This is a genomic window from Cellulomonas fulva (assembly GCF_018531375.1).
Taxonomy (GTDB): domain Bacteria; phylum Actinomycetota; class Actinomycetes; order Actinomycetales; family Cellulomonadaceae; genus Cellulomonas; species Cellulomonas fulva.
Genome location: NZ_JAHBOH010000002.1, coordinates 404,668 through 422,869, shown reverse-complemented (window position 1 = coordinate 422,869; position 18,202 = coordinate 404,668). Strand labels below are relative to the sequence as shown.

Below are 18,202 nucleotides of genomic sequence, written 5' to 3'. Positions count from 1 at the left end.
CGAGCGGGGCGTTCACCGAGCCGTCACGCAGGGTTCGACGGGCGTTCGCCGAGCCGGCGGCACCTCGCCGTCCTCGGCCGCGCCCGCGCGGACGAGCGCGACGCCCGCCACCACCAGGAGCGCGCCGAGCACCTGCACCGGCAGCGGCTGCTCGCCGAGCAGGAGCCACGCCAGCAGCACCGCGAACAGCACCTCGGTGAGCGCCAGGAAGGACGCGATCCGCTCCCCCAGGAGCCGCACGGACACCGCGCTCACGCCGTACGCGAACGCGGTCGGCACCGCGCCCACGACGAGCAGCGGGACCGCCCAGTGCACGTGCGCACCGAGCAGGTCCACCCGCACGTCCGGCGCCGTCACCGGCAGGATCCCGACGAGCGCGACCAGCGAGACGGTGAGGGCGCCGACGACCATCGCGGCGCCCGCCAGGCTCACCGCGGGCAGCTCGATCGGCCGCGCGGTGAACGCGAAGTACGCCGCGTTCCCCACGGCCGCGCCGGCTGCGGACAGCAGCCCCACCGGGTCGAGGTCGAGCGAGCCGGTGACGTCCAGGACCAGCACCAGCCCGCCCATCGCGAGCGCGGCGCCGACGAGCGTGGCGCGCGCGGGCGGACGCCGCGTGCGCACCCAGGCGAGCGCGAGCAGGAGCAGCGGCCCGGTGTACTCGACCAGCAGCGCGACGGCGACGGGGAGCCGGTCGACGGCCAGGAAGTAGCACGTGGTCGCGCCCGCGACGCCGAGCAGACCGAGCCCGACGACCGTGCCGCGGTCCGCACGCAGCGCACGCCAGCGGCCGCGCAGCGCCCAGGCCGCCGGACCCGCCAGCAGGAGCGCACCCAGCCAGAGCCGCACGACGACGGCCGCGCCCGGGGACCAGCCGGCCTCGAGCAGCGGCTTGACGACGGGCCCGCTCGTCGCGAACGCGAGCGCCGCGACCAGGCCGGCGACGACCCCCGCCCCGCGGACCCGTGCGCGCGGTGCCGACGCGCCCGCCGCAGCGTGGCCCGTCCCGGGCGACCCCGTCCCGCCGTCCATGCGTCCGCTCCCGATCTCCGGCGTCACCTGCTCCCGTGCTCGTGACCCTACGGTCACCGCCGTCGGAGGCCTACCTCTCGCGCCGCGTGCCGACCGGGCTCCCGCGACGGGACGACGACCGCCCAGGGCTGACGCCAGGACCCGAGCGAGAACCCGGAGCCGACGAACTGGTCCCGGCTGACCGTGCGGAGGACCCCGCGGCTCGGCTCGTACACCTGGACGCCGCGCTCGTCGTGGGCCAGTGCCAGCACGACGTGCCGCGGCGAGAGGTCGTTGCCGACGTAGAGGAGCGCCGGGGAGCCGGCGTCGGTCGCGTCGACGAGCGACCGGAACGCCGCGGCGCGGTCCCGCGCCGAGCCCTTGTCGACCAGCTCGACGCGGTGGTCGACCCCCGAGCCCTGCCGGAGCTCGCGCGCCGCGGCCCAGGGCGCCGTCCCCGCGGCCGGCGGCCACGGGGCGGACAGGTTGCGCGGTGCCCAGCCCCGGGCGGGGTCGTCCCGTGGGTCGTCGGTGCGCGCCTTCGTCTGCCGGACGAGCTCCTCGAACCGGTCCTGCGGCGTGCGCGCGTCGCGCTCGTCCGTGCGGACGTCGTAGCCGTCGAGCACCCAGGTCGCGACCGCGGGGTCCCGCACCATCCGGGCGACGACGAGCGACGACGAGCCGCACGTGAGGTCGTCGGGCTGCCGCAGCGTGCGTCCCGCGGCGAGGTGACGCACCGGGTCCGACGAGGCGTCGGGGTCGCGGTCGGCGAGGTGGCGCGCCAGGCGGTGCAGCGCCGTCGGACCGTGCCCCGCCGCGAGCAGCGCGAGCAGCCACGCCCGGGTGCGCGCCGACGCCGCCCCCGCGAGCGCCGCGTCCACGGCGGCGCGATCCGTCGCCGGCAGGCGGGCGTACTCGTAACGTGCCCGGCGCAGCACGCCGTCGACGAGCGGGGGCCGGCCGGATCCCGGCGCGTGCAGCGCGGTCAGCTCCGCTGCGCGCAGGCCGGGCGCGAGGCCGTCCGGGAACGGCATGGCGGCCCGCACCGCAGCAAGCTCCGCCTCGCACCGGCGCGCGGCCGTGGCGGCGGCACGCCAGGGGCCGAACCCGGCCGCGAGCGCCTCGCGGAGGTGCGCGAGCAGGCCGTCGACCCGGCCGAGGTCCCGAGGACGGCGCGGGAGGTCGGCGGCGGCGCGCCGCAGTGCCGTGCGCACCGCGCCGTGGCCGGTGCGCGCGCGGGCGAGCGCGTCGGCGAGCGCCGCCAGGGCCGCGCCGGCTCGTCGGGCGCCCGCGGCGGTGTCCTCCAGCCGGGATGCGAGGTCGCCGGCCGCGCCGTCGGTCGCCACCTCGCGGGTGGCCGCATCGAGCGCGTCCGCCAGGGCGCGCCACGCGTCCGCGGCGCGCCCGCTCGCGGCCGCGTCGCCGGGCGGCGGCCGGGTCGCGGCGCGGCGTGCCCGTGCCGCGAGGGCGGCCGCGGTGCGGAGGTTGGCGGCTGCGTCGCGCGGGTCGAGCGAGAAGCCCGCCGACCCGACCCGGTCGAGGGTCCGCCACAGCGCTCCGACGACGGCCTCGGCGGCCGCCGTCGCGAGGCCCGCGAGCCCGCGCGGCGACGGCGCGCGTACCGTCGCCGACGGGGCCGGCGGGGCCGGCCGGGCCGGCGGGGCAGACAGCGCCGACAGCTCCTGCGACGGCTCGTCGTGCCGTCCGTCGCCCACCTCGGTCAGCGCCGCGGCGGCGACACGCAGGCCTGCGGTCCACCGCCGGGCGGCCGCGGCGTGCACGGCCGTGACCGGGTCGACCGGCGCGCTCGTCGCGCGTGCGTGCGCGTCCCGGGCGGCCTCGACCAGCGCGCTCGCCCGGTGCGCCCCGCCGCCGGGCGCCGGACGCTGCCCCGCGAGGCCGTCGTCGCCGGTCATCGTTCCCCTCTCGACGCCTCGCCATCGTGCCAGAGGCCGCGCGCCGTGACGCGCGCTCCCGGCCCGCCCGGAGGGCACGTGGAATGCGTGCGGCGAGCGCCGCCGCATCTGGGAGGATCAGGGGTCATGAGCGACCTCACCCCCGACGCAGCACGCACCGAGCCCGCGACGTCCGCCACCGGCCGCCGGGTACCGGACAAGGTCGGGCTCGAGGGGCTCGAGGACACCTGGGCCGCGCGCTGGGCGCAGGACGGCACGTACGCGTTCGACCGGTCGCGCACGCGCGAGGAGATCTACTCGATCGACACCCCGCCGCCCACGGTCTCCGGGTCGCTGCACGTGGGCCACGTGTTCTCCTACACGCACACCGACGTCGTCGCGCGCTACCGCCGCATGCGGGGGGCCGAGGTCTTCTACCCGATGGGCTGGGACGACAACGGCCTGCCGACCGAGCGGCGGGTGCAGAACTACTACGGGGTGCGCTGCGACCCGTCGCTGCCCTACGTCGAGGGCTTCGAGCCGCCGCACGAGGGCTTCGAGGGCTCCGCCGGCAAGTCCCGCGCCGCCGACCAGGTGCCGATCAGCCGGCGCAACTTCGTCGAGCTGTGCGAGCGGCTGACGGTGGACGACGAGCGCCAGTTCGAGGCGCTGTGGCGTCACCTGGGCCTGTCGGTGGACTGGTCGCGCACGTACCAGACCATCTCGGCCGAGGCGCGCGCCGTCGCCCAGCAGGCGTTCCTGCGCAACCTCGCGCGCGGCGAGGCGTACCAGGCCGAGGCGCCCGGGCTCTGGGACGTGACGTTCCAGACCGCGGTGGCGCAGGCCGAGCTCGAGGCGCGCGACTACCCGGGCGCCTTCCACCGCGTCGCGTTCCACGGTGCCGACGGCCCTGTCCACATCGAGACCACGCGCCCGGAGCTCCTGCCGGCGTGCGTCGCGCTGATCGCGCACCCCGACGACGAGCGCTACCAGCACCTGTTCGGCACCACGGTGACGACGCCGCTGTTCGGCGTCGAGGTCCCGGTGCTCGCGCACCCGGCGGCCGAGCCGGACAAGGGCGCGGGCATCGCGATGTGCTGCACGTTCGGTGACCTCACCGACGTGCAGTGGTGGCGCGAGCTGCAGCTGCCGACGCGCTCGGTGGTTCAGCGCGACGGCCGGCTGCTGCGGGAGACGCCGGAGTGGATCACCTCCGAGCAGGGCCGGGCACGGTTCGCCGAGCTGCACGGCAAGACGACGTTCTCGGCGCGCGAGGCCGTCGTCGCCGGGCTGCGCGAGACGGGCGACCTGGACGGCGAGCCCACACCCACGCAGCGCAAGGCGAACTTCTACGAGAAGGGCGACAAGCCCCTCGAGATCGTCACGAGCCGCCAGTGGTACCTGCGCAACGGCGGCCGCGACGAGCAGCTCCGCGCGGACCTCCTCGAGCGCGGCACGCAGCTCGACTTCCACCCCGACTTCATGGCGGTCCGCTACGCCAACTGGGTCGGAGGCCTCAACGGCGACTGGCTGATCAGCCGGCAGCGGTTCTTCGGCGTCCCGTTCCCGGTCTGGTACGCGCTCGACGAGCACGGCGAGCCCGACCACTCGCGCCCGCTCGTGCCCACCGAGGACCAGCTCCCGGTGGACCCGTCGTCCGACGTCCCGGCCGGCTACTCGGCCGACCAGCGCGGCGTGCCCGGCGGCTTCGTCGGGGACCCCGACGTCATGGACACCTGGGCGACCTCCTCGCTCACGCCGCAGATCGCCGGCGGCTGGCGCACGGACCCCGACCTGTTCGCCCGCGTGTTCCCCATGGACCTGCGCCCGCAGGGGCAGGACATCATCCGGACGTGGCTGTTCTCCACGGTCGTCCGCTCGCACCTGGAGCACGGCTCGCTGCCGTGGTCCGACGCGGCGATCAGCGGGTGGATCCTCGATCCCGACCGCAAGAAGATGAGCAAGTCCAAGGGCAACGTCGTCACGCCCATGGCGCTCCTCGAGGAGCACGGCTCCGACGCGGTGCGGTACTGGGCGGCCTCCGCACGCCTCGGCACGGACGCCGCGTTCGAGGTCGGCCAGATGAAGATCGGCCGCCGCCTCGCGATCAAGGTGCTCAACGCGTCCAAGTTCGCGCTCTCCTTCGGCGACGCGGACGCCGCGCCCGCGCTGGACCCGGCGCTGGTCACGGTGCCGCTCGACCGGGCGATGCTGGCGGGGCTCGCCGACGTCGTGGAGCAGGCGACCGCGGCCCTCGAGGCCTACGACCACACGCGCGCCCTCGAGGTCACCGAGACGTTCTTCTGGACGTTCTGCGACGACTACCTCGAGCTCGTCAAGGACCGCGCCTACGGCGAGGGTGCCGGCGCCGACAGCGCGCGCGCCGCGCTGTGCCTCGCGCTCGACGTGCTGCTGCGCCTGCTCGCGCCGGTGCTGCCGTTCGCGACCGAGGAGGTCTGGTCCTGGTGGCGCGAGGGCACCGTGCACCGCGCCCCGTGGCCCGAGGCCGCGCCCTTGCGCGGCGCCGCGGGCGACGCGACGTTCGGCACCGTGACCGCCGCGGGTGCCGCCCTCGCCGCGCTGCGCAAGGTCAAGTCCGAGGCCAAGGTCTCCATGCGCACCGAGATCCTCGCGGCGCGCCTGGAGGTCCCGGCCGAGAGCCTGGACGCGGTCGGCACGGCGCTCGACGACGTGCGCGCCGCGGGCCGCGCGACCGGCACGCTCGAGCTCGTCGGCGGCGACGTCGAGCAGCCCGTGGCGCACGACGCGCAGCTGGGCGAGCCGGTCAAGCGCGGCGGCTGACTCCCGCTCGCGGTCGAGGCGGGCGGGGCTCGTCGGACGCACGTAGCGTGAAACCCATGACCCTCCTCACGCACGCGCTGTCCGACGGCCTCGCCCTGCCCGCGATCGGGTTCGGCACCTACCCGCTCAAGGGCTACGCCGCGCGGGACGCGGTCGCCGACGCGATCGACGCGGGCTACCGCCTGATCGACACCGCGTACAACTACGAGAACGAGGCCGGCGTGGGTGCCGGCGTCCGAGCCTCCGGCGTGCCGCGCGACGAGCTGGTGCTGCAGTCGAAGCTGCCCGGGCGCTACCACCGGCACGACGACGCGGTCCGCGCGGTGCAGGAGTCCCTGCTCCGCGCCGGGCTCGACCACTGGGACCTCTACCTCATCCACTGGCCCAACCCGGGGCACGGCCTGTACGCGGAGGCGTTCGCGGCGCTGCTGTCGCTGCGCGACGCGGGGCTCGTCCGGTCGGTCGGCGTGTCCAACTTCCTGCCGGAGCACCTCGACTCGCTGCAGCGCGTCACCGGCGAGCTGCCCAGCGTCAACCAGGTCGAGCTGCACCCGCGGTTCGCCCAGGCGGAGCAGCGGGCCGCCGACGCCGCCCGTGGCGTGGTCACGCAGTCGTGGAGCCCGCTCGGACGCGGCAGCACGGTCCTGGAGGACCCCGCCGTCGTCGGCATCGCGCAGGAGCACGGGCTCACGCCCGGGCAGGTGGTGCTGCGTTGGCACGTCCAGCTCGGTGCCGTCCCGCTGCCCAAGTCCTCGTCGGCGGACCGACGCCGGGAGAACCTCGCCGCGCTCGACGGGGACGGGCTGTCCGACGAGGAGATGGCGGCGATCAGCGCCCTGACCCGCCCCGACGGGCGGATCGCCGACCAGGACCCGGCGGTCTACACCGAGCTCTGAGCGGCGGTAGGGTCGCGGCGTCCACGGTGCCACCGACCTCGGGAGACCCACGTGCCCGGCACGCCCGCCACCGCCACGGCCGACCCGCTCGCGGACGCGCCGCGCAACGTCCCCGGCCTGCTGGCCCGCCGCCTCGAACGCGATCCCGAGGGCGTGCTGGTGGAGCGCTCGTCGGGCCCCGGCACGCCGTGGGTCCCGCTGTCGGTCCGCGAGGTCTCCGGCCACGTCACGGCCGTGGCGCGCGGTCTCGTCGCGCGCGGGCTGCAGCCCGGCGACCGGGTCGCGATCATGAGCCGCACGCGCTACGAGTGGACGCTGCTGGACCTGGCGGTCTGGGCCGCCGGCGCGGTCGGGGTGCCGATCTACGAGACCTCGTCGCCGGAGCAGGTGCGCTGGATCTGCTCGGACACGGGCGCGCGGCTCGCGGTCGTGGAGACCCCGGCGCACGCCGCGGTGGTCGCGCAGGTCCGCGACGACCTGCCCGGGCTCACCGACGTGCTCGTGATCGACGAGGGCGCCGTCGACGCGCTCGTCGCCGAGGGCCGCGACGTCCCGGACAGCGAGGTCGCGCGGCGCAGCGCGTTGGCGGGGCCCGACGACCTGGCCACCGTCATCTACACCTCCGGCACGACCGGTCGCCCCAAGGGCGTCGAGCTCACGCACGGCAACTTCGTGTCGCTCGCACTGCTGGGCGTCGACGGCCTGGGCGACGTCTGCGCGCGGCCCGGGAGCCGGACGCTGCTGTTCATGCCGCTCGCGCACGTGTTCGCCCGGTTCATCCAGGTGCTGTGCATCCCGTCGGGCGCGGTCCTGGGCCACACGCCCGACACCCGCAACCTCCTGCCGGACCTGGCGTCGTTCCAGCCCACGTTCGTGCTCGCGGTCCCCCGGGTGTTCGAGAAGGTCTACAACTCCGCGGAGCAGAAGGCCGGCTCGGGCGCGTCGCTGCGGGTCTTCCGGTGGGCCGCCAAGGTCGCGATCGCGTACTCCCGCGCGATCGACGAGCCCGGCGGCCCCGGCGCGGCGCTGCGCGCGCAGCACCGCCTCGCGGGCCGGCTGGTGCACGGCCGGCTGCGCGCGGCGCTCGGCGGGCGGGCCGAGTACGCGATCTCCGGCGGGGCGCCCCTGGGCGAGCGCCTCGGCCACTTCTACCGCGGCATCGGCGTACGGGTGCTCGAGGGGTACGGCCTCACGGAGACCACGGCGCCGACCGCGGTCAACCGACCGGGGCTGGTGAAGGTCGGGACGGTGGGCCCCGCGTTCCCGGGGACCCGGCTGCGGGTCGACGAGTCCGGCGAGATCTGGGTGGCCGGCCCGCACGTGTTCCGCGGCTACCGGCACGACGAGGAGGCGACCCGGGCCGTGCTCGTCGACGGCTGGTTCCGCACCGGCGACCTCGGCACGCTCGACGAGGACGGCTACCTGCACATCACCGGCCGGTCCAAGGAGATCATCGTGACCGCGGGCGGCAAGAACGTCGCGCCGGCGGTGCTCGAGGACCGCCTGCGCGGGCACCCGCTCGTGAGCCAGGTCGTCGTGGTCGGCGACCAGCGCCCGTTCATCGGCGCGCTCGTCACGCTCGACGCCGAGATGCTCCCCGGGTGGCTCGCCAACCACGGGCTGCCGGAGATGGACGTCACCGCGGCCGCGACGCACCCCCAGGTGGTCGAGGCGCTGGACCGCGCCGTCTCGCGCGCCAACGAGGCCGTCTCCCGCGCCGAGTCGATCCGCAAGATCCGCGTGCTCGACACCGACTTCACGGAGGCCAACGGCTACCTGACGCCGAGCCTGAAGGTGAAGCGCGCGCTGGTGCTGCGCGACCTGGCGGACCAGGTCGACGCGCTCTACGTGGACACGCGCGAGGGCACCGACCGGGCGTGAGCCCAGCCGGCGCCCCGGGGGCGCCGGTGCCCGTCGTCAGACGATCGAGCGCACCCGGCCGGCGTCCGCCGACTGCGTCAGCAGCTGCTCGCTCGGCGTCGACTCGTCGGTCCAGCGCAGCAGCGCGCCCACGCCGTCGACGAGCTCGACGGTGCCGTCGGGCGCGAACGTGACGCCCGCGTCCTGACCCAGCGCCGCCCGGACCAGCGCGACGATCGCCGGATAGCCCCTGGACTCGGTGGCGCCGAGCGCGTCGAGGTCCGCCTGGTTGGTCGCGAGCTCCAGGGGCTGGCCGCCGACGACGAGCTCACGGTCCTGCAGCCCCGCGAGCCCCGCGTCCGCCAGCACCAGCTCCGCGACCTGACCGCGGCGCAGCACCTCGACCACGTCGGCGAGCGACGTGACGGCGCCGTCACCGCGGCCCAGCGCCTGCGCGAACCGGTCGAGCGTCGCGCCGCGACGGCGCATGCGGAACGCGTCGACCTCCTCGCGCACCTTCGTCGCGAACGCCCCGGCCTTGACGCCTTCGCCACGGGCGCCACCGGGCACCTCGACGACGAGCTCGCGCACGTGCTGACCGACCGCCTCGCACACCAGCGCGACCGCCCGCACGTCGCCCGTCACGACGACGAGCTCCGGCGAACGCTCCGTCACCCGCCGGTCGAGGAACGCCGCGACCGCCTCCGCGTTGCGGTGCCACGAGTCCTCGGCGCGCGTCTGGCTGCGCCGGGACAGGCCGCCCTCGCGCGTCTTGTGGATGTCGTCGTGGTCGCCCTCCACCGTCTCGCGGCCGGGCTGGTCACCGCCCTCCGCGGTGGACCGGGCCACGTCCGCGTCCTTCCAGGTCAGGTCCGCACCGGTGCGGTCGACCTCGACGACGAGCAGCGACACCGACTCGTCCGCCGACCGGACGGCCGGCAGCAGGTCGGGGACGGGGCCGTGGGTCGCGACCGTCTGCGCGGGCGCCTCCGAGACCACCCGGTCGATCACCACGCCGTCGGCGTCGGCGACCACGACCCGGCCGTGGGGTCCGCGCACCGAGGGCGGCCGCGCGACCAGCTCCTCGATCTCGTCCAGCACCCCGGACGCCGCCCCCGCTCGCTCCAGGTCGCGGCGCGCGGCGCGCCACCGGTCCGACGCCTCCGACTCCCCCGCGACCTCAGCGCGGGTCGCGTCGAGGAACACCGTGGTGAACGGTGCCGGGCGTCCGAGCAGCGGCGTGAGCCAGTGCAGGTCCATGGGCAACCTCCTGTGGGCTGGTACGGGCCCCTGCATCCACGTCCGGCCAGGGCCCGCGTGCTTACCCCACCAACCAACCGCACGCCGCCCGGAGCCGCCACCCCAGGAAAGACTGCGCGCCTGAGCGCGACCGCACGCGACCCACCTAGCGCGACGGCGAGCGGCCGCCCGAGCCGCGCTGCTCGTGCCGCTAGTCCTGCTGCTGGTCCTGAGCGTGGTCCTGCGCCAGCGCCTCGTGGTGCCGGATGACCTCGGCCACGATGAAAGCCAGGAGCTTCTCCGCGAACACCGGGTCGAGGTCGGCGGTGCGGGCGAGCTCGCGCAGGCGCGCGACCTGGCGCTCCTCGCGACCGGGGTCGGACGCGGGCAGCCCGCGCTGGGCCTTGAGGACACCGACCTGCTTGGTCGCCTTGAACCGCTCGGCGAGCAGGTAGATCAGCGCGGCGTCGATGTTGTCGATGCTGTGGCGCAGGCGCGCGAGCTCGGGCGGGATGCCGTCGTCGTCCCGGGACGTCGTGGCGGGCGTGTCGGTCACGCGAGCGATCCTAGGCCGGGCGGACGGCTCGACCCGTACTCTCAGGCGCTCTTCTCGCGCGGCGTGCGCTTGTCCCGCGGCGCCTCGCGCGGCACCAGCGTCGGGTTGACGTTCTCGAGGACCACCTCGCGCGTGATCAGCACGCGCGCCACGTCGTCGCGGCTGGGGACCTCGAACATCACCTGCTGGAGGACCTCCTCCATGATGGCGCGCAGACCGCGCGCGCCCGTCCCCCGCAGCAGCGCCTGGTCGGCGATCGCCGCGACGGCCTCGTCGGCGAACTCGAGCTCGACGCCGTCGATCTGGAACATCCGCTGGTACTGCTTGACCAACGCGTTCCGCGGCTCCGTGAGGATCCGGACCAGTGCGTCCTGGTCGAGCCGGCCCACCGCGGCGACCACGGGGAGCCGCCCGATGAACTCCGGGATCAGCCCGTACTTCTGCAGGTCCTCGGGGCGCACCTCGGAGAACAGGTCGCCCTCCTCGTGGTGGTCGACGAGCGGCGCGCCGAAGCCGACGACGCGCTTGCGGGCCCGCGCGGCGATGATGTCGTCCAGCCCGGAGAACGCACCGGCGACGATGAACAGCACGTTGCCCGTGTCGATCTGGATGAACTCCTGGTGCGGGTGCTTGCGGCCGCCCTGCGGCGGGACCGAGGCGGTCGTGCCCTCGATGATCTTCAGCAGCGCCTGCTGCACGCCCTCGCCCGAGACGTCGCGCGTGATCGACGGGTTCTCGCTCTTGCGCGCGATCTTGTCGATCTCGTCGATGTAGATGATGCCCTGCTCGGCCTTCTTGACGTCGTAGTCCGCGGCCTGGATGAGCTTGAGCAGGATGTTCTCGACGTCCTCGCCGACGTAGCCCGCCTCGGTCAGGGCGGTCGCGTCCGCGATGGCGAACGGCACGTTCAGCATCCGCGCGAGCGTCTGCGCGAGGTACGTCTTGCCCGTGCCCGTCGGTCCGACGAGCAGGATGTTCGACTTGGCGATCTCCACGTGGTCGTCCGCGCTGCGCGCGCCCTCGCCCGCCTGGATCCGCTTGTAGTGGTTGTACACCGAGACCGACAGGGCCTTCTTGGCCTGCTCCTGGCCGACGATGTACTGCTCGAGGAACTCGAAGATCTCCTTCGGCTTCGGCAGCTCCACCAGGCCGGTCTCGCTGGCCTCGGCGAGCTCCTCCTCGATGATCTCGTTGCAGAGCTCGATGCACTCGTCGCAGATGTAGACGCCGGGCCCCGCGATGAGCTTCTTGACCTGCTTCTGGGACTTCCCGCAGAAGGAGCACTTGAGGAGGTCGGCACCGTCCCCGATCCGAGCCACGTCGTGTCCCCTTCCGTGCAGTCCTGCGTTCCGTGTCCGTGCAGTGCGTGTGCCTGTTCATTGGACACTACGCCGTGCCCCGTGTCAGCCGTAGCCGCGCCGAGAGTCGCGGCGTGTCCCTGTCTCTTCGGTCCTGAACCGGTTCACACGAGGAGCCAGCGGCCGAATCACCCGCATGAGCGCTCACGGCGGCGCCGCGCCGTCCCGCGGTCCCCGGGTCCAGCATGCGGACCCGGGACGGGACGGACGCGACGCCGCCGTCAGGACGAGCGGGTCAGGAGGGCTCGATCACCGTGGGCTGGACGCCCTTGCGGCTCGCGAGCACCTGGTCGACCAGGCCGTACTCCAGCGCCTGCTGCGCGGTCAGGATCTTGTCGCGCTCGATGTCCTGACGCACCTTGTCGACCTCGCGGCCGGTGTGGTGCGCGATCGTCTCCTCGAGCCACTCCCGCATCCGGATCAGCTCGTTGGCGTGGATCTCGATGTCGGACGCCTGCGCGTAGCCGCCGCCCTCCATCGCGGGCTGGTGGATCAGCACGCGGGCGTTCGGCAGTGCCAGACGCTTGCCCGGCGTGCCCGCGGCCAGCAGCACGGCCGCGGCCGACGCCGCCTGGCCCAGGCAGACCGTCGCGATGTGCGGCTTGATGTACTGCATCGTGTCGTAGATCGCGGTCAGCGCGGTGAACGAGCCACCGGGCGAGTTGATGTACAGCGTGATGTCGCGGTCCGGGTCGGTGCTCTCGAGCACCAGGAGCTGGGCCATGACGTCGTCGGCCGAGGCGTCGTCCACCTGCACGCCGAGGAAGATGATGCGGTCCTCGAACAGCTTGGTGTACGGGTCCTGGCGCTTGAAGCCGTAGGCGGTGCGCTCCTCGAACTGCGGCAGCACGTACCGGCTGGACGGCGCGGCGGCCGCCGGCCGGCCGAAGCCGCCGGCGAGCGTGCCCGCGCGGGCGATGAACTGGGACTCGGTGCTCACGGGTTCTCCTCGAGGTCTCGGTGGGCGACGGGCCGGCCGGTGCCGGCGACGCGGCGCACGCTCAGGCGGTGCCGCCGGCGCCGGTCACGGAGCTCGCGGCCTCGACCACGTGGTCGATGAACCCGTACTCGAGCGCCTCGGGCGCGGTGAACCAGCGGTCGCGGTCCGAGTCGGCGTGGATCTGCTCGACCGGCTTGCCGGTCTGCTCCGCGATCAGCTCGGCCAGCACGGTCTTCATGTGCAGGATGAGCTGGGCGTTGATCCGCACGTCGGTCGCGGTGCCGCCGATGCCGCCGGACGGCTGGTGCATCATCACGCGGGCGTGGGGCGTCGCGTAGCGCTTGCCCTTGGCGCCCGACGAGAGCAGGAACTGCCCCATCGAGGCCGCCATGCCCATCGCGATCGTGGCGACGTCCGGCTTGATGTACTGCATGGTGTCGTAGATCGCCATGCCCGCCGTGATCGAGCCACCCGGCGAGTTGATGTACAGCCAGATGTCCTTGTCCGGGTCCTCGGCCGCCAGGAGCATCATCTGCGCGCAGATCGCGTTCGCGTTCTCGTCGCGCACCTCGGAGCCGAGCCAGATGATCCGCTCGCGCAGCAGCCGGTTGTAGATGTGGTCGTTCAGGCCGAATCCCGGGGAGTCAGCCCGGGCCATCGGGGCGTCGTTCACGAAGGCTCCTTGGTCGGTACGGGGGTCCTGCGTTGCAGTGACACTAACGCCAGCGACGGCGCCGTCATGGCCGGGCGGGGCCCGTTTTCGCTGTCGGCGCAGCCGAGCGCCCGGTGGGTCGCAGGCGGCCCCGGGGACGACGAAGGCCCCGCCCAGGCGCAGAGCCGGGGACGGGGCCTTCGAGCGGGCTCAGGCCTTGGCGGCGGCGGCCTCGTCGTCCGTGGTCTCGTCGGCGGTCGCCTCCGCCTCGGGCGCGGACGCGACGGCGGCGTCGGCCACCGCGGCGGCCTGGGCCGCGGCGTCCTGCTCGGCGGCCGCGTCGTCCTCGTCGGACCCGATGAAGTCCGAGAGGTCGACGTCGGCGCCCGCCGGGTCGGTGACCTTGACCTGGCGCAGCGCGACCGCGAGCGACTTCGAGCGCGCGACCTCGGCCACCATCGCCGGGATCTGGCCGCCCTCGTCGAGCGTCTTGATGAACGTGTTGGGGTCCATGCCGTACTGGCGCGAGGCCTGGACCAGGTACTCGACGAGCTCCTGCTGCGAGACCTTCACCTCGAGCTGCTCGGCGAGCGTGTCGAGCAGGATCTGGTTGCGCAGGGCGGTCTGCGCCTGCTCCGTGACCTCCGTGCGGTGCTCGTCGTCCTCGAGGCGGTTCTCCGACTCCAGGTGACGGTGCACCTCGGCCTCGACCACGCCGGCCGGCACGGGGATGTCGGTGCCCTCGAGGAGCTTCTCGACCAGGAGGTCGCGCGCCTGCACGGCCTGGTTCGAGACCTTCGTGCGGGCGGCCTGCTCGCGCAGGTCGGCGGTCAGCTCCTCGAGCGTGTCGAACTCCGAGGCCAGCTGGGCGAAGTCGTCGTCCGCCTCGGGGAGCTGGCGCTCCTTCACGTTGGACGCCGTGACGGTGACCTGAGCCTTCTCGCCCGCGTGCTCGCCGCCGACGAGCTCGGTCTCGAACGTCGTCGTCTCGCCCGCCGACAGGCCCGTCAGCGCCTCGTCGAGGCCCTCGAGCATGTTGCCCGAGCCGATCTGGTAGCTGATGCCGGAGACCGAGTCGACCTCCTCCTCGCCGATCTTGGCGACCAGGTCGATCACGACGAAGTTGCCCTCGACCGCCGGGGCGTCGACGCCCACCAGCGTGCCGAAGCGCTCGCGCAGCGCGTCCAGGCGCCCCGCCACGTCCTCGTCGGACACCTCGACGCCGTCCACCGTGATCGCGACGTCCGTCAGCGCGGGGATCGTGATCTCGGGGCGCACCTCGATCTCGGCGGAGAAGTGCAGCTCGCCCTCCTCCTCGCCGGCGACCAGGCCGGGGACCTTGGTGACCTCGACCTCGGGCTGGCCCAGCGGGCGCAGCTTGTTCTCGCGCACCGCGTCGGCGTAGAAGGCGCCCAGGCCCTCGTTGACGGCGTGCTCGATGACGGCCGGACGGCCGACCCGCTGGTCGATGATCCGCGGCGGCACCTTGCCCTTGCGGAAGCCCGGCACGGTGACCTGCTCCGCGATGTGCTGGTAGGCGTGCTCGATGCTCGGGCGGAGCTCGTCGTACGTGACCTCGACGGTCAGCTTGACCTTCGTCGGGTCCAGGGTCTCGACGGCGCTCTTCACTTCGATGCTCTCCAACTGATCGGGGTGGCTCGCCGAGATCGGCGGCTGGCGTGCGCGGCTCGCAGGACGCGCGGGCGACCCTCGATGGTACGCCACGGCGGTTCCCCGGGCCGAATCACGGGCTGGCGGGAACGACGTCCGGCGAACGCGGCAGCGGGCTGCGCGCACCGGGTGTCGCCGGTGCCGGACCGTCCGCGAGAACCGGTAGCCTGTCGGGGCTGGTCACCCCGCGGGTGGCCCGTGCGGACGTAGCTCAATGGTAGAGCCCCAGTCTTCCAAACTGGCTACGCGGGTTCGATTCCCGTCGTCCGCTCCCAGCATCAGGCCAGGTCAGGCCATATTTGACCGGTCGGCCGAAGGGCCCGGCGAGGCGGTTTCAGTACCGGGATGGGCCGTTGTGGCGTGTTCCGGTACCCACTCAGTACCGACTCGGTACCGGCGGCGGGTGCAGACTGGCTATCAACCCGCGTTCGAAGGTCCCCGTGCCACGACCGTTCGGCCGTGTCCGCGAGCAGGCCGGTTGGTGGCATGGCAGGCCTACCACCCAGGCCCTGACGGGAAGCGCGTCCACGAGACCACCCACTTTGAATCCTACGACGACGCCCGTGGCTGGCTCGACGACCTCACCGGGGCGGGTGGAACGACCCCGCTGCGCCACAGCTGCCGCTTCGGCACCCTGGCGAGCTTCCGGGCGGTCATCGCGGCCACCTCGTCGGCAGTGAGGATTCGTTCACCGTCACCACGCGGGTTCGTCGTCACGCCGCTCATCGTCCCTGGCAGGACGGCCAGGGGCGAAATGCCCGGCCCTCCCTGATGAGGGTCACCGTGCCGGGCGGTATTCGCTTCGACTTCGTCGCACGTCAGGAGGCGGCCCGGCTAAGGGCTTTGTGTCATCACTTGGTGCGGGGGTTCCCCACGGGTAACGACCTGGTCACCCCTACTCGCATACCCGACCTTCGGGGGCCACGGTGATGCTTGTGTGCGTAAAGGCCGTGTGAGGAGTGCCCTCGACTTTGTAGTGAACTACAGACTGGTGCGCCGACCCGCCCTCCTCAGAGGCCTTGACTACCTGAACGAGACCCCACGTCTCGCCAGCGGGAACGACCGCATCCGCGCCCGGGGGAATCGCCTGGCTGACCCACTCGTCGCTCGGCCTGAACGGTGCGCCGTTCATCAGTCTCTGCCAGACCTCCGGAGGCGCGATGTACGCCTTTGTGAGCTCGAGGGCCTTCTGCTCCTGCAGTTCGACCGACTCGACCGTCAGATCTCGGTCGCCGCGACTATTGTCCAACCCCACTGTAGCGCTGATGACACCGGTATCGGCGTATGGCACGCAGTGCTCGGAATCTACCGAGTCGTCGTCGGCTCCGATTAGGTTCTCGACTGCGGGCGCCGACGACGTGCAGGAGGACAAGGCTAACGCTGCCGCGACTAGGAGGGACGTCCTACCTGCGTACGACTGTCGACCTACCGGTCTCTCTCCAGCCGCACCGTGTACGGACGTGAGCATCGGTGCTCCTGTCTCGGCCCGGGCAGATCGTGCCACCGGTTACGAAGTCCCAGCGCGTGTGTACAGCCGCGCGGCAACGTTGGCTGGCCCGTTGGTCCCGCAAATTCGGGCAGCCTTGTTGAACTGGTATCGGATCTTCACGCGGGTGTTGTAGCCAGCCTGCGAGCTCAACGTCATACCGATGGCATCGCCAACTGCCAGGCCTCCGCCGAACGTCGCAGCCTTCTCACTCGCCCTGCCGTAGCTGCTGCCGGCGACCTGATTAATGCAGTACTTGAGTGGACCCGTCGGAACGTTGGTGGAGGATGAGACTGCCGTCCCTCCTGCGCCCGCCCAGGGGCGCAGGCTGTAGGAGACTGAGATGGGATTAGGGTTATGAAGCGACCAGCATGTCGTCTTGTAGATGGCCATGAAGAACCCAGTCTTGTACACGTTCTTCGATGCGAAGTAGGTGGAGGCCGGGAAGTCGACTTCGACATCCGACTTGAGCGTCTTGGTTCCGGAAGCCTTCCAGCCTCCCGCCTTGGAGGTCGCAGAAATCGCTGTTCCAAGCGTCGTCTCACGACCCTCGTTGTACGAGAACTGGTTGGTCACGCCGGTCGAGTTGTAGCCTTCGCCAACGATCGCCCACCGATTGCCGACTTCCTTGTAGCGTGCCACGGAGCATGAGCTGGCGGGGGTCGCCTCGCTGGAAGCAACCGTGGAGATCGGCGCCGTGGTTGCGGCGGCCGAGTCCGCGTCCATCTCTGCGGTCTCCTCTAGCGGTACCGTTCCATCCGGGCTTAGGCTGATCCCGTTTGTTTCGACGGTGGGCTCGATCTCGGCGACTTCGACCATCCCGGATGTTCCCTCTGGCGTCGTACCGCCGTTCACCACGGGAAGCCCCGGACGCACGCCTCCCGCAAGAATCTTGCGCACGCTGCGCTTGACGGAGAACGACGAGCTCACTGGCTGCGCATCCGCCGATGTCATAATCTCCAGGTCCGCAATGCCGTCGCCAGACGAGAACGGCGCGAGCGCGTCCGAGTTGGGCAGTCGAAGTTCAAACCTGCCCGCCGTGGTCGTCGTTGCGGCGACCGGCGTCAGCGGGAGTGCCTCTCCGATGGCCGCACTCGCGAGCGCTTCGTCGTCTGGCCACGCGTACAGCACGACGGGGGTTCCATCGCCTACAGCTGCGCCGGTGGTGGTTCGCAGGGTGCCGCTGCTTAGCAGCGGGGTGTCAAGGCTGCGGGAATCTTCGATGCCACTCGGAAGTTCTGGTGCCGCTACGTCCGGCGGCGCGACCGCTCCCGCCGTAGTCAGCGCCACGGTCACTGCAAGGGCAGATGCCGCTGCCGCTGCCTTGCGCTCGAGCATGTGCTTCATCTACCCGGAGCCCCCTAAGTGGTGCGATACCGGGTGTATCGCGCGTCCAAGGTAGCCCTTGGTTGACGCACCCGGAAGGGTTGTTGACTCCGGCGTCATGCGGCCGGGGTGTGATCCGCATCACATCGGGAGGGAGCGCGTCGGACCCCCCTCTGCCTGCGTCGTGCTCACCCCCTGCGTGCGGCGTCGAGCCCTGAGCATGAAGAAGCCCCCGGTGACGTTCCACCGGGGGCTTCTCTCGTCACTTGGGCGGGGTCAGCAGGACGCGGCTGCCGCTTCCCTGAGCTGCCGCCGCGTCGTGGTCGCGGGGGCACGGTCCGGGTCGGTCGTCGCCATGGATCGGGCAGGGCGGCTCGGACCCGTAGCGAACAGGCCGCGAGGGGTACGTGGGGTAGACCCGCACGCGGATGCCGGGGCGCTCCTCGGGTGGGTGCTCGAGCAGCGCGCGACCCTGTACCGGGAGCTCTGACGACCAGTGCGTGCCGAGCC

The 18,202-nt window shown here is 72.8% G+C and carries 13 protein-coding genes and 1 tRNA gene; 4 read left to right on the top strand and 10 right to left on the bottom strand.

The window, feature by feature from the left end; translation table 11 throughout:
• Window positions 1-12: 12 nt before the first annotated feature.
• Window positions 13-1,032 carry an EamA family transporter gene (locus tag KIN34_RS15465; protein WP_214352801.1) on the bottom strand — a complete coding sequence of 340 codons (1,020 nt, stop codon included), beginning with the start codon at window positions 1,030-1,032 and terminating at the stop codon, window positions 13-15.
• Window positions 1,033-1,085: 53 nt separating this feature from the next.
• The gene (locus KIN34_RS15460) at window positions 1,086-2,927 is read right to left on the bottom strand and encodes a hypothetical protein (RefSeq protein ID WP_214352800.1); all 1,842 of its coding nucleotides are present in this window, start codon (window positions 2,925-2,927) and stop codon (window positions 1,086-1,088) included.
• Window positions 2,928-3,053: 126 nt separating this feature from the next.
• On the opposite strand from KIN34_RS15460, the gene valS reads away from it, so the two are divergent.
• Genes valS through KIN34_RS15445 form a run of 3 tightly spaced genes read left to right on the top strand, consistent with a single transcriptional unit; the run spans window position 3,054 to window position 8,485 of the window.
• Window positions 3,054-5,708 (top strand): valine--tRNA ligase, encoded by a 2,655-nt coding sequence (gene valS / locus KIN34_RS15455; RefSeq protein WP_214352799.1) that lies wholly within the window; start codon window positions 3,054-3,056, stop codon window positions 5,706-5,708.
• Between the two features lie 56 nt (window positions 5,709-5,764).
• Window positions 5,765-6,604, top strand: a complete 840-nt coding sequence (locus KIN34_RS15450; RefSeq protein ID WP_214352798.1) for an aldo/keto reductase — start codon at window positions 5,765-5,767, stop codon at window positions 6,602-6,604.
• 51 nt (window positions 6,605-6,655) lie between these two features.
• Window positions 6,656-8,485 carry an AMP-dependent synthetase/ligase gene (locus KIN34_RS15445; RefSeq protein ID WP_214352797.1) on the top strand — a complete coding sequence of 610 codons (1,830 nt, stop codon included), beginning with the start codon at window positions 6,656-6,658 and terminating at the stop codon, window positions 8,483-8,485.
• 36 nt (window positions 8,486-8,521) lie between these two features.
• Here KIN34_RS15445 and KIN34_RS15440 read toward each other — a convergent pair whose 3' ends face one another.
• The 6 genes from KIN34_RS15440 to tig form a co-directional block, all read right to left on the bottom strand.
• Entirely contained in the window at window positions 8,522-9,724 is a 1,203-nt protein-coding gene (locus KIN34_RS15440; RefSeq protein WP_214352796.1) for a baeRF2 domain-containing protein, read from the bottom strand.
• A 190-nt stretch (window positions 9,725-9,914) separates the two neighbouring features.
• On the bottom strand, window positions 9,915-10,259 hold the full coding sequence (locus tag KIN34_RS15435; RefSeq protein WP_214352795.1) for a chorismate mutase: 345 nt from the start codon (window positions 10,257-10,259) through the stop codon (window positions 9,915-9,917).
• A gap of 41 nt (window positions 10,260-10,300) precedes the next feature.
• Window positions 10,301-11,578, bottom strand: coding sequence for an ATP-dependent Clp protease ATP-binding subunit ClpX (gene clpX, locus KIN34_RS15430; protein WP_214352794.1), 1,278 nt, complete (start codon window positions 11,576-11,578; stop codon window positions 10,301-10,303).
• A gap of 274 nt (window positions 11,579-11,852) precedes the next feature.
• Window positions 11,853-12,557 (bottom strand): ATP-dependent Clp protease proteolytic subunit, encoded by a 705-nt coding sequence (locus tag KIN34_RS15425; RefSeq protein WP_307858283.1) that lies wholly within the window; start codon window positions 12,555-12,557, stop codon window positions 11,853-11,855.
• 61 nt (window positions 12,558-12,618) lie between these two features.
• Window positions 12,619-13,215 (bottom strand): ATP-dependent Clp protease proteolytic subunit, encoded by a 597-nt coding sequence (locus tag KIN34_RS15420; RefSeq protein WP_214353133.1) that lies wholly within the window; start codon window positions 13,213-13,215, stop codon window positions 12,619-12,621.
• A 204-nt stretch (window positions 13,216-13,419) separates the two neighbouring features.
• Window positions 13,420-14,838 carry a trigger factor gene (gene tig / locus KIN34_RS15415; protein WP_214353131.1) on the bottom strand — a complete coding sequence of 473 codons (1,419 nt, stop codon included), beginning with the start codon at window positions 14,836-14,838 and terminating at the stop codon, window positions 13,420-13,422.
• Between the two features lie 242 nt (window positions 14,839-15,080).
• Here tig and KIN34_RS15410 point away from each other — a divergent pair.
• Window positions 15,081-15,151 (top strand) — tRNA-Gly (locus tag KIN34_RS15410).
• 624 nt (window positions 15,152-15,775) lie between these two features.
• Here the strand turns inward: KIN34_RS15410 and KIN34_RS15405 are convergent.
• A complete protein-coding gene (locus KIN34_RS15405; protein WP_214352793.1) occupies window positions 15,776-16,348 on the bottom strand; it encodes a hypothetical protein in 573 nt (190 codons plus the stop codon).
• 39 nt (window positions 16,349-16,387) lie between these two features.
• Window positions 16,388-17,704, bottom strand: a complete 1,317-nt coding sequence (locus tag KIN34_RS15400) for a hypothetical protein (RefSeq protein ID WP_214352792.1) — start codon at window positions 17,702-17,704, stop codon at window positions 16,388-16,390.
• Between the last annotated feature and the right edge of the window lie 498 nt (window positions 17,705-18,202).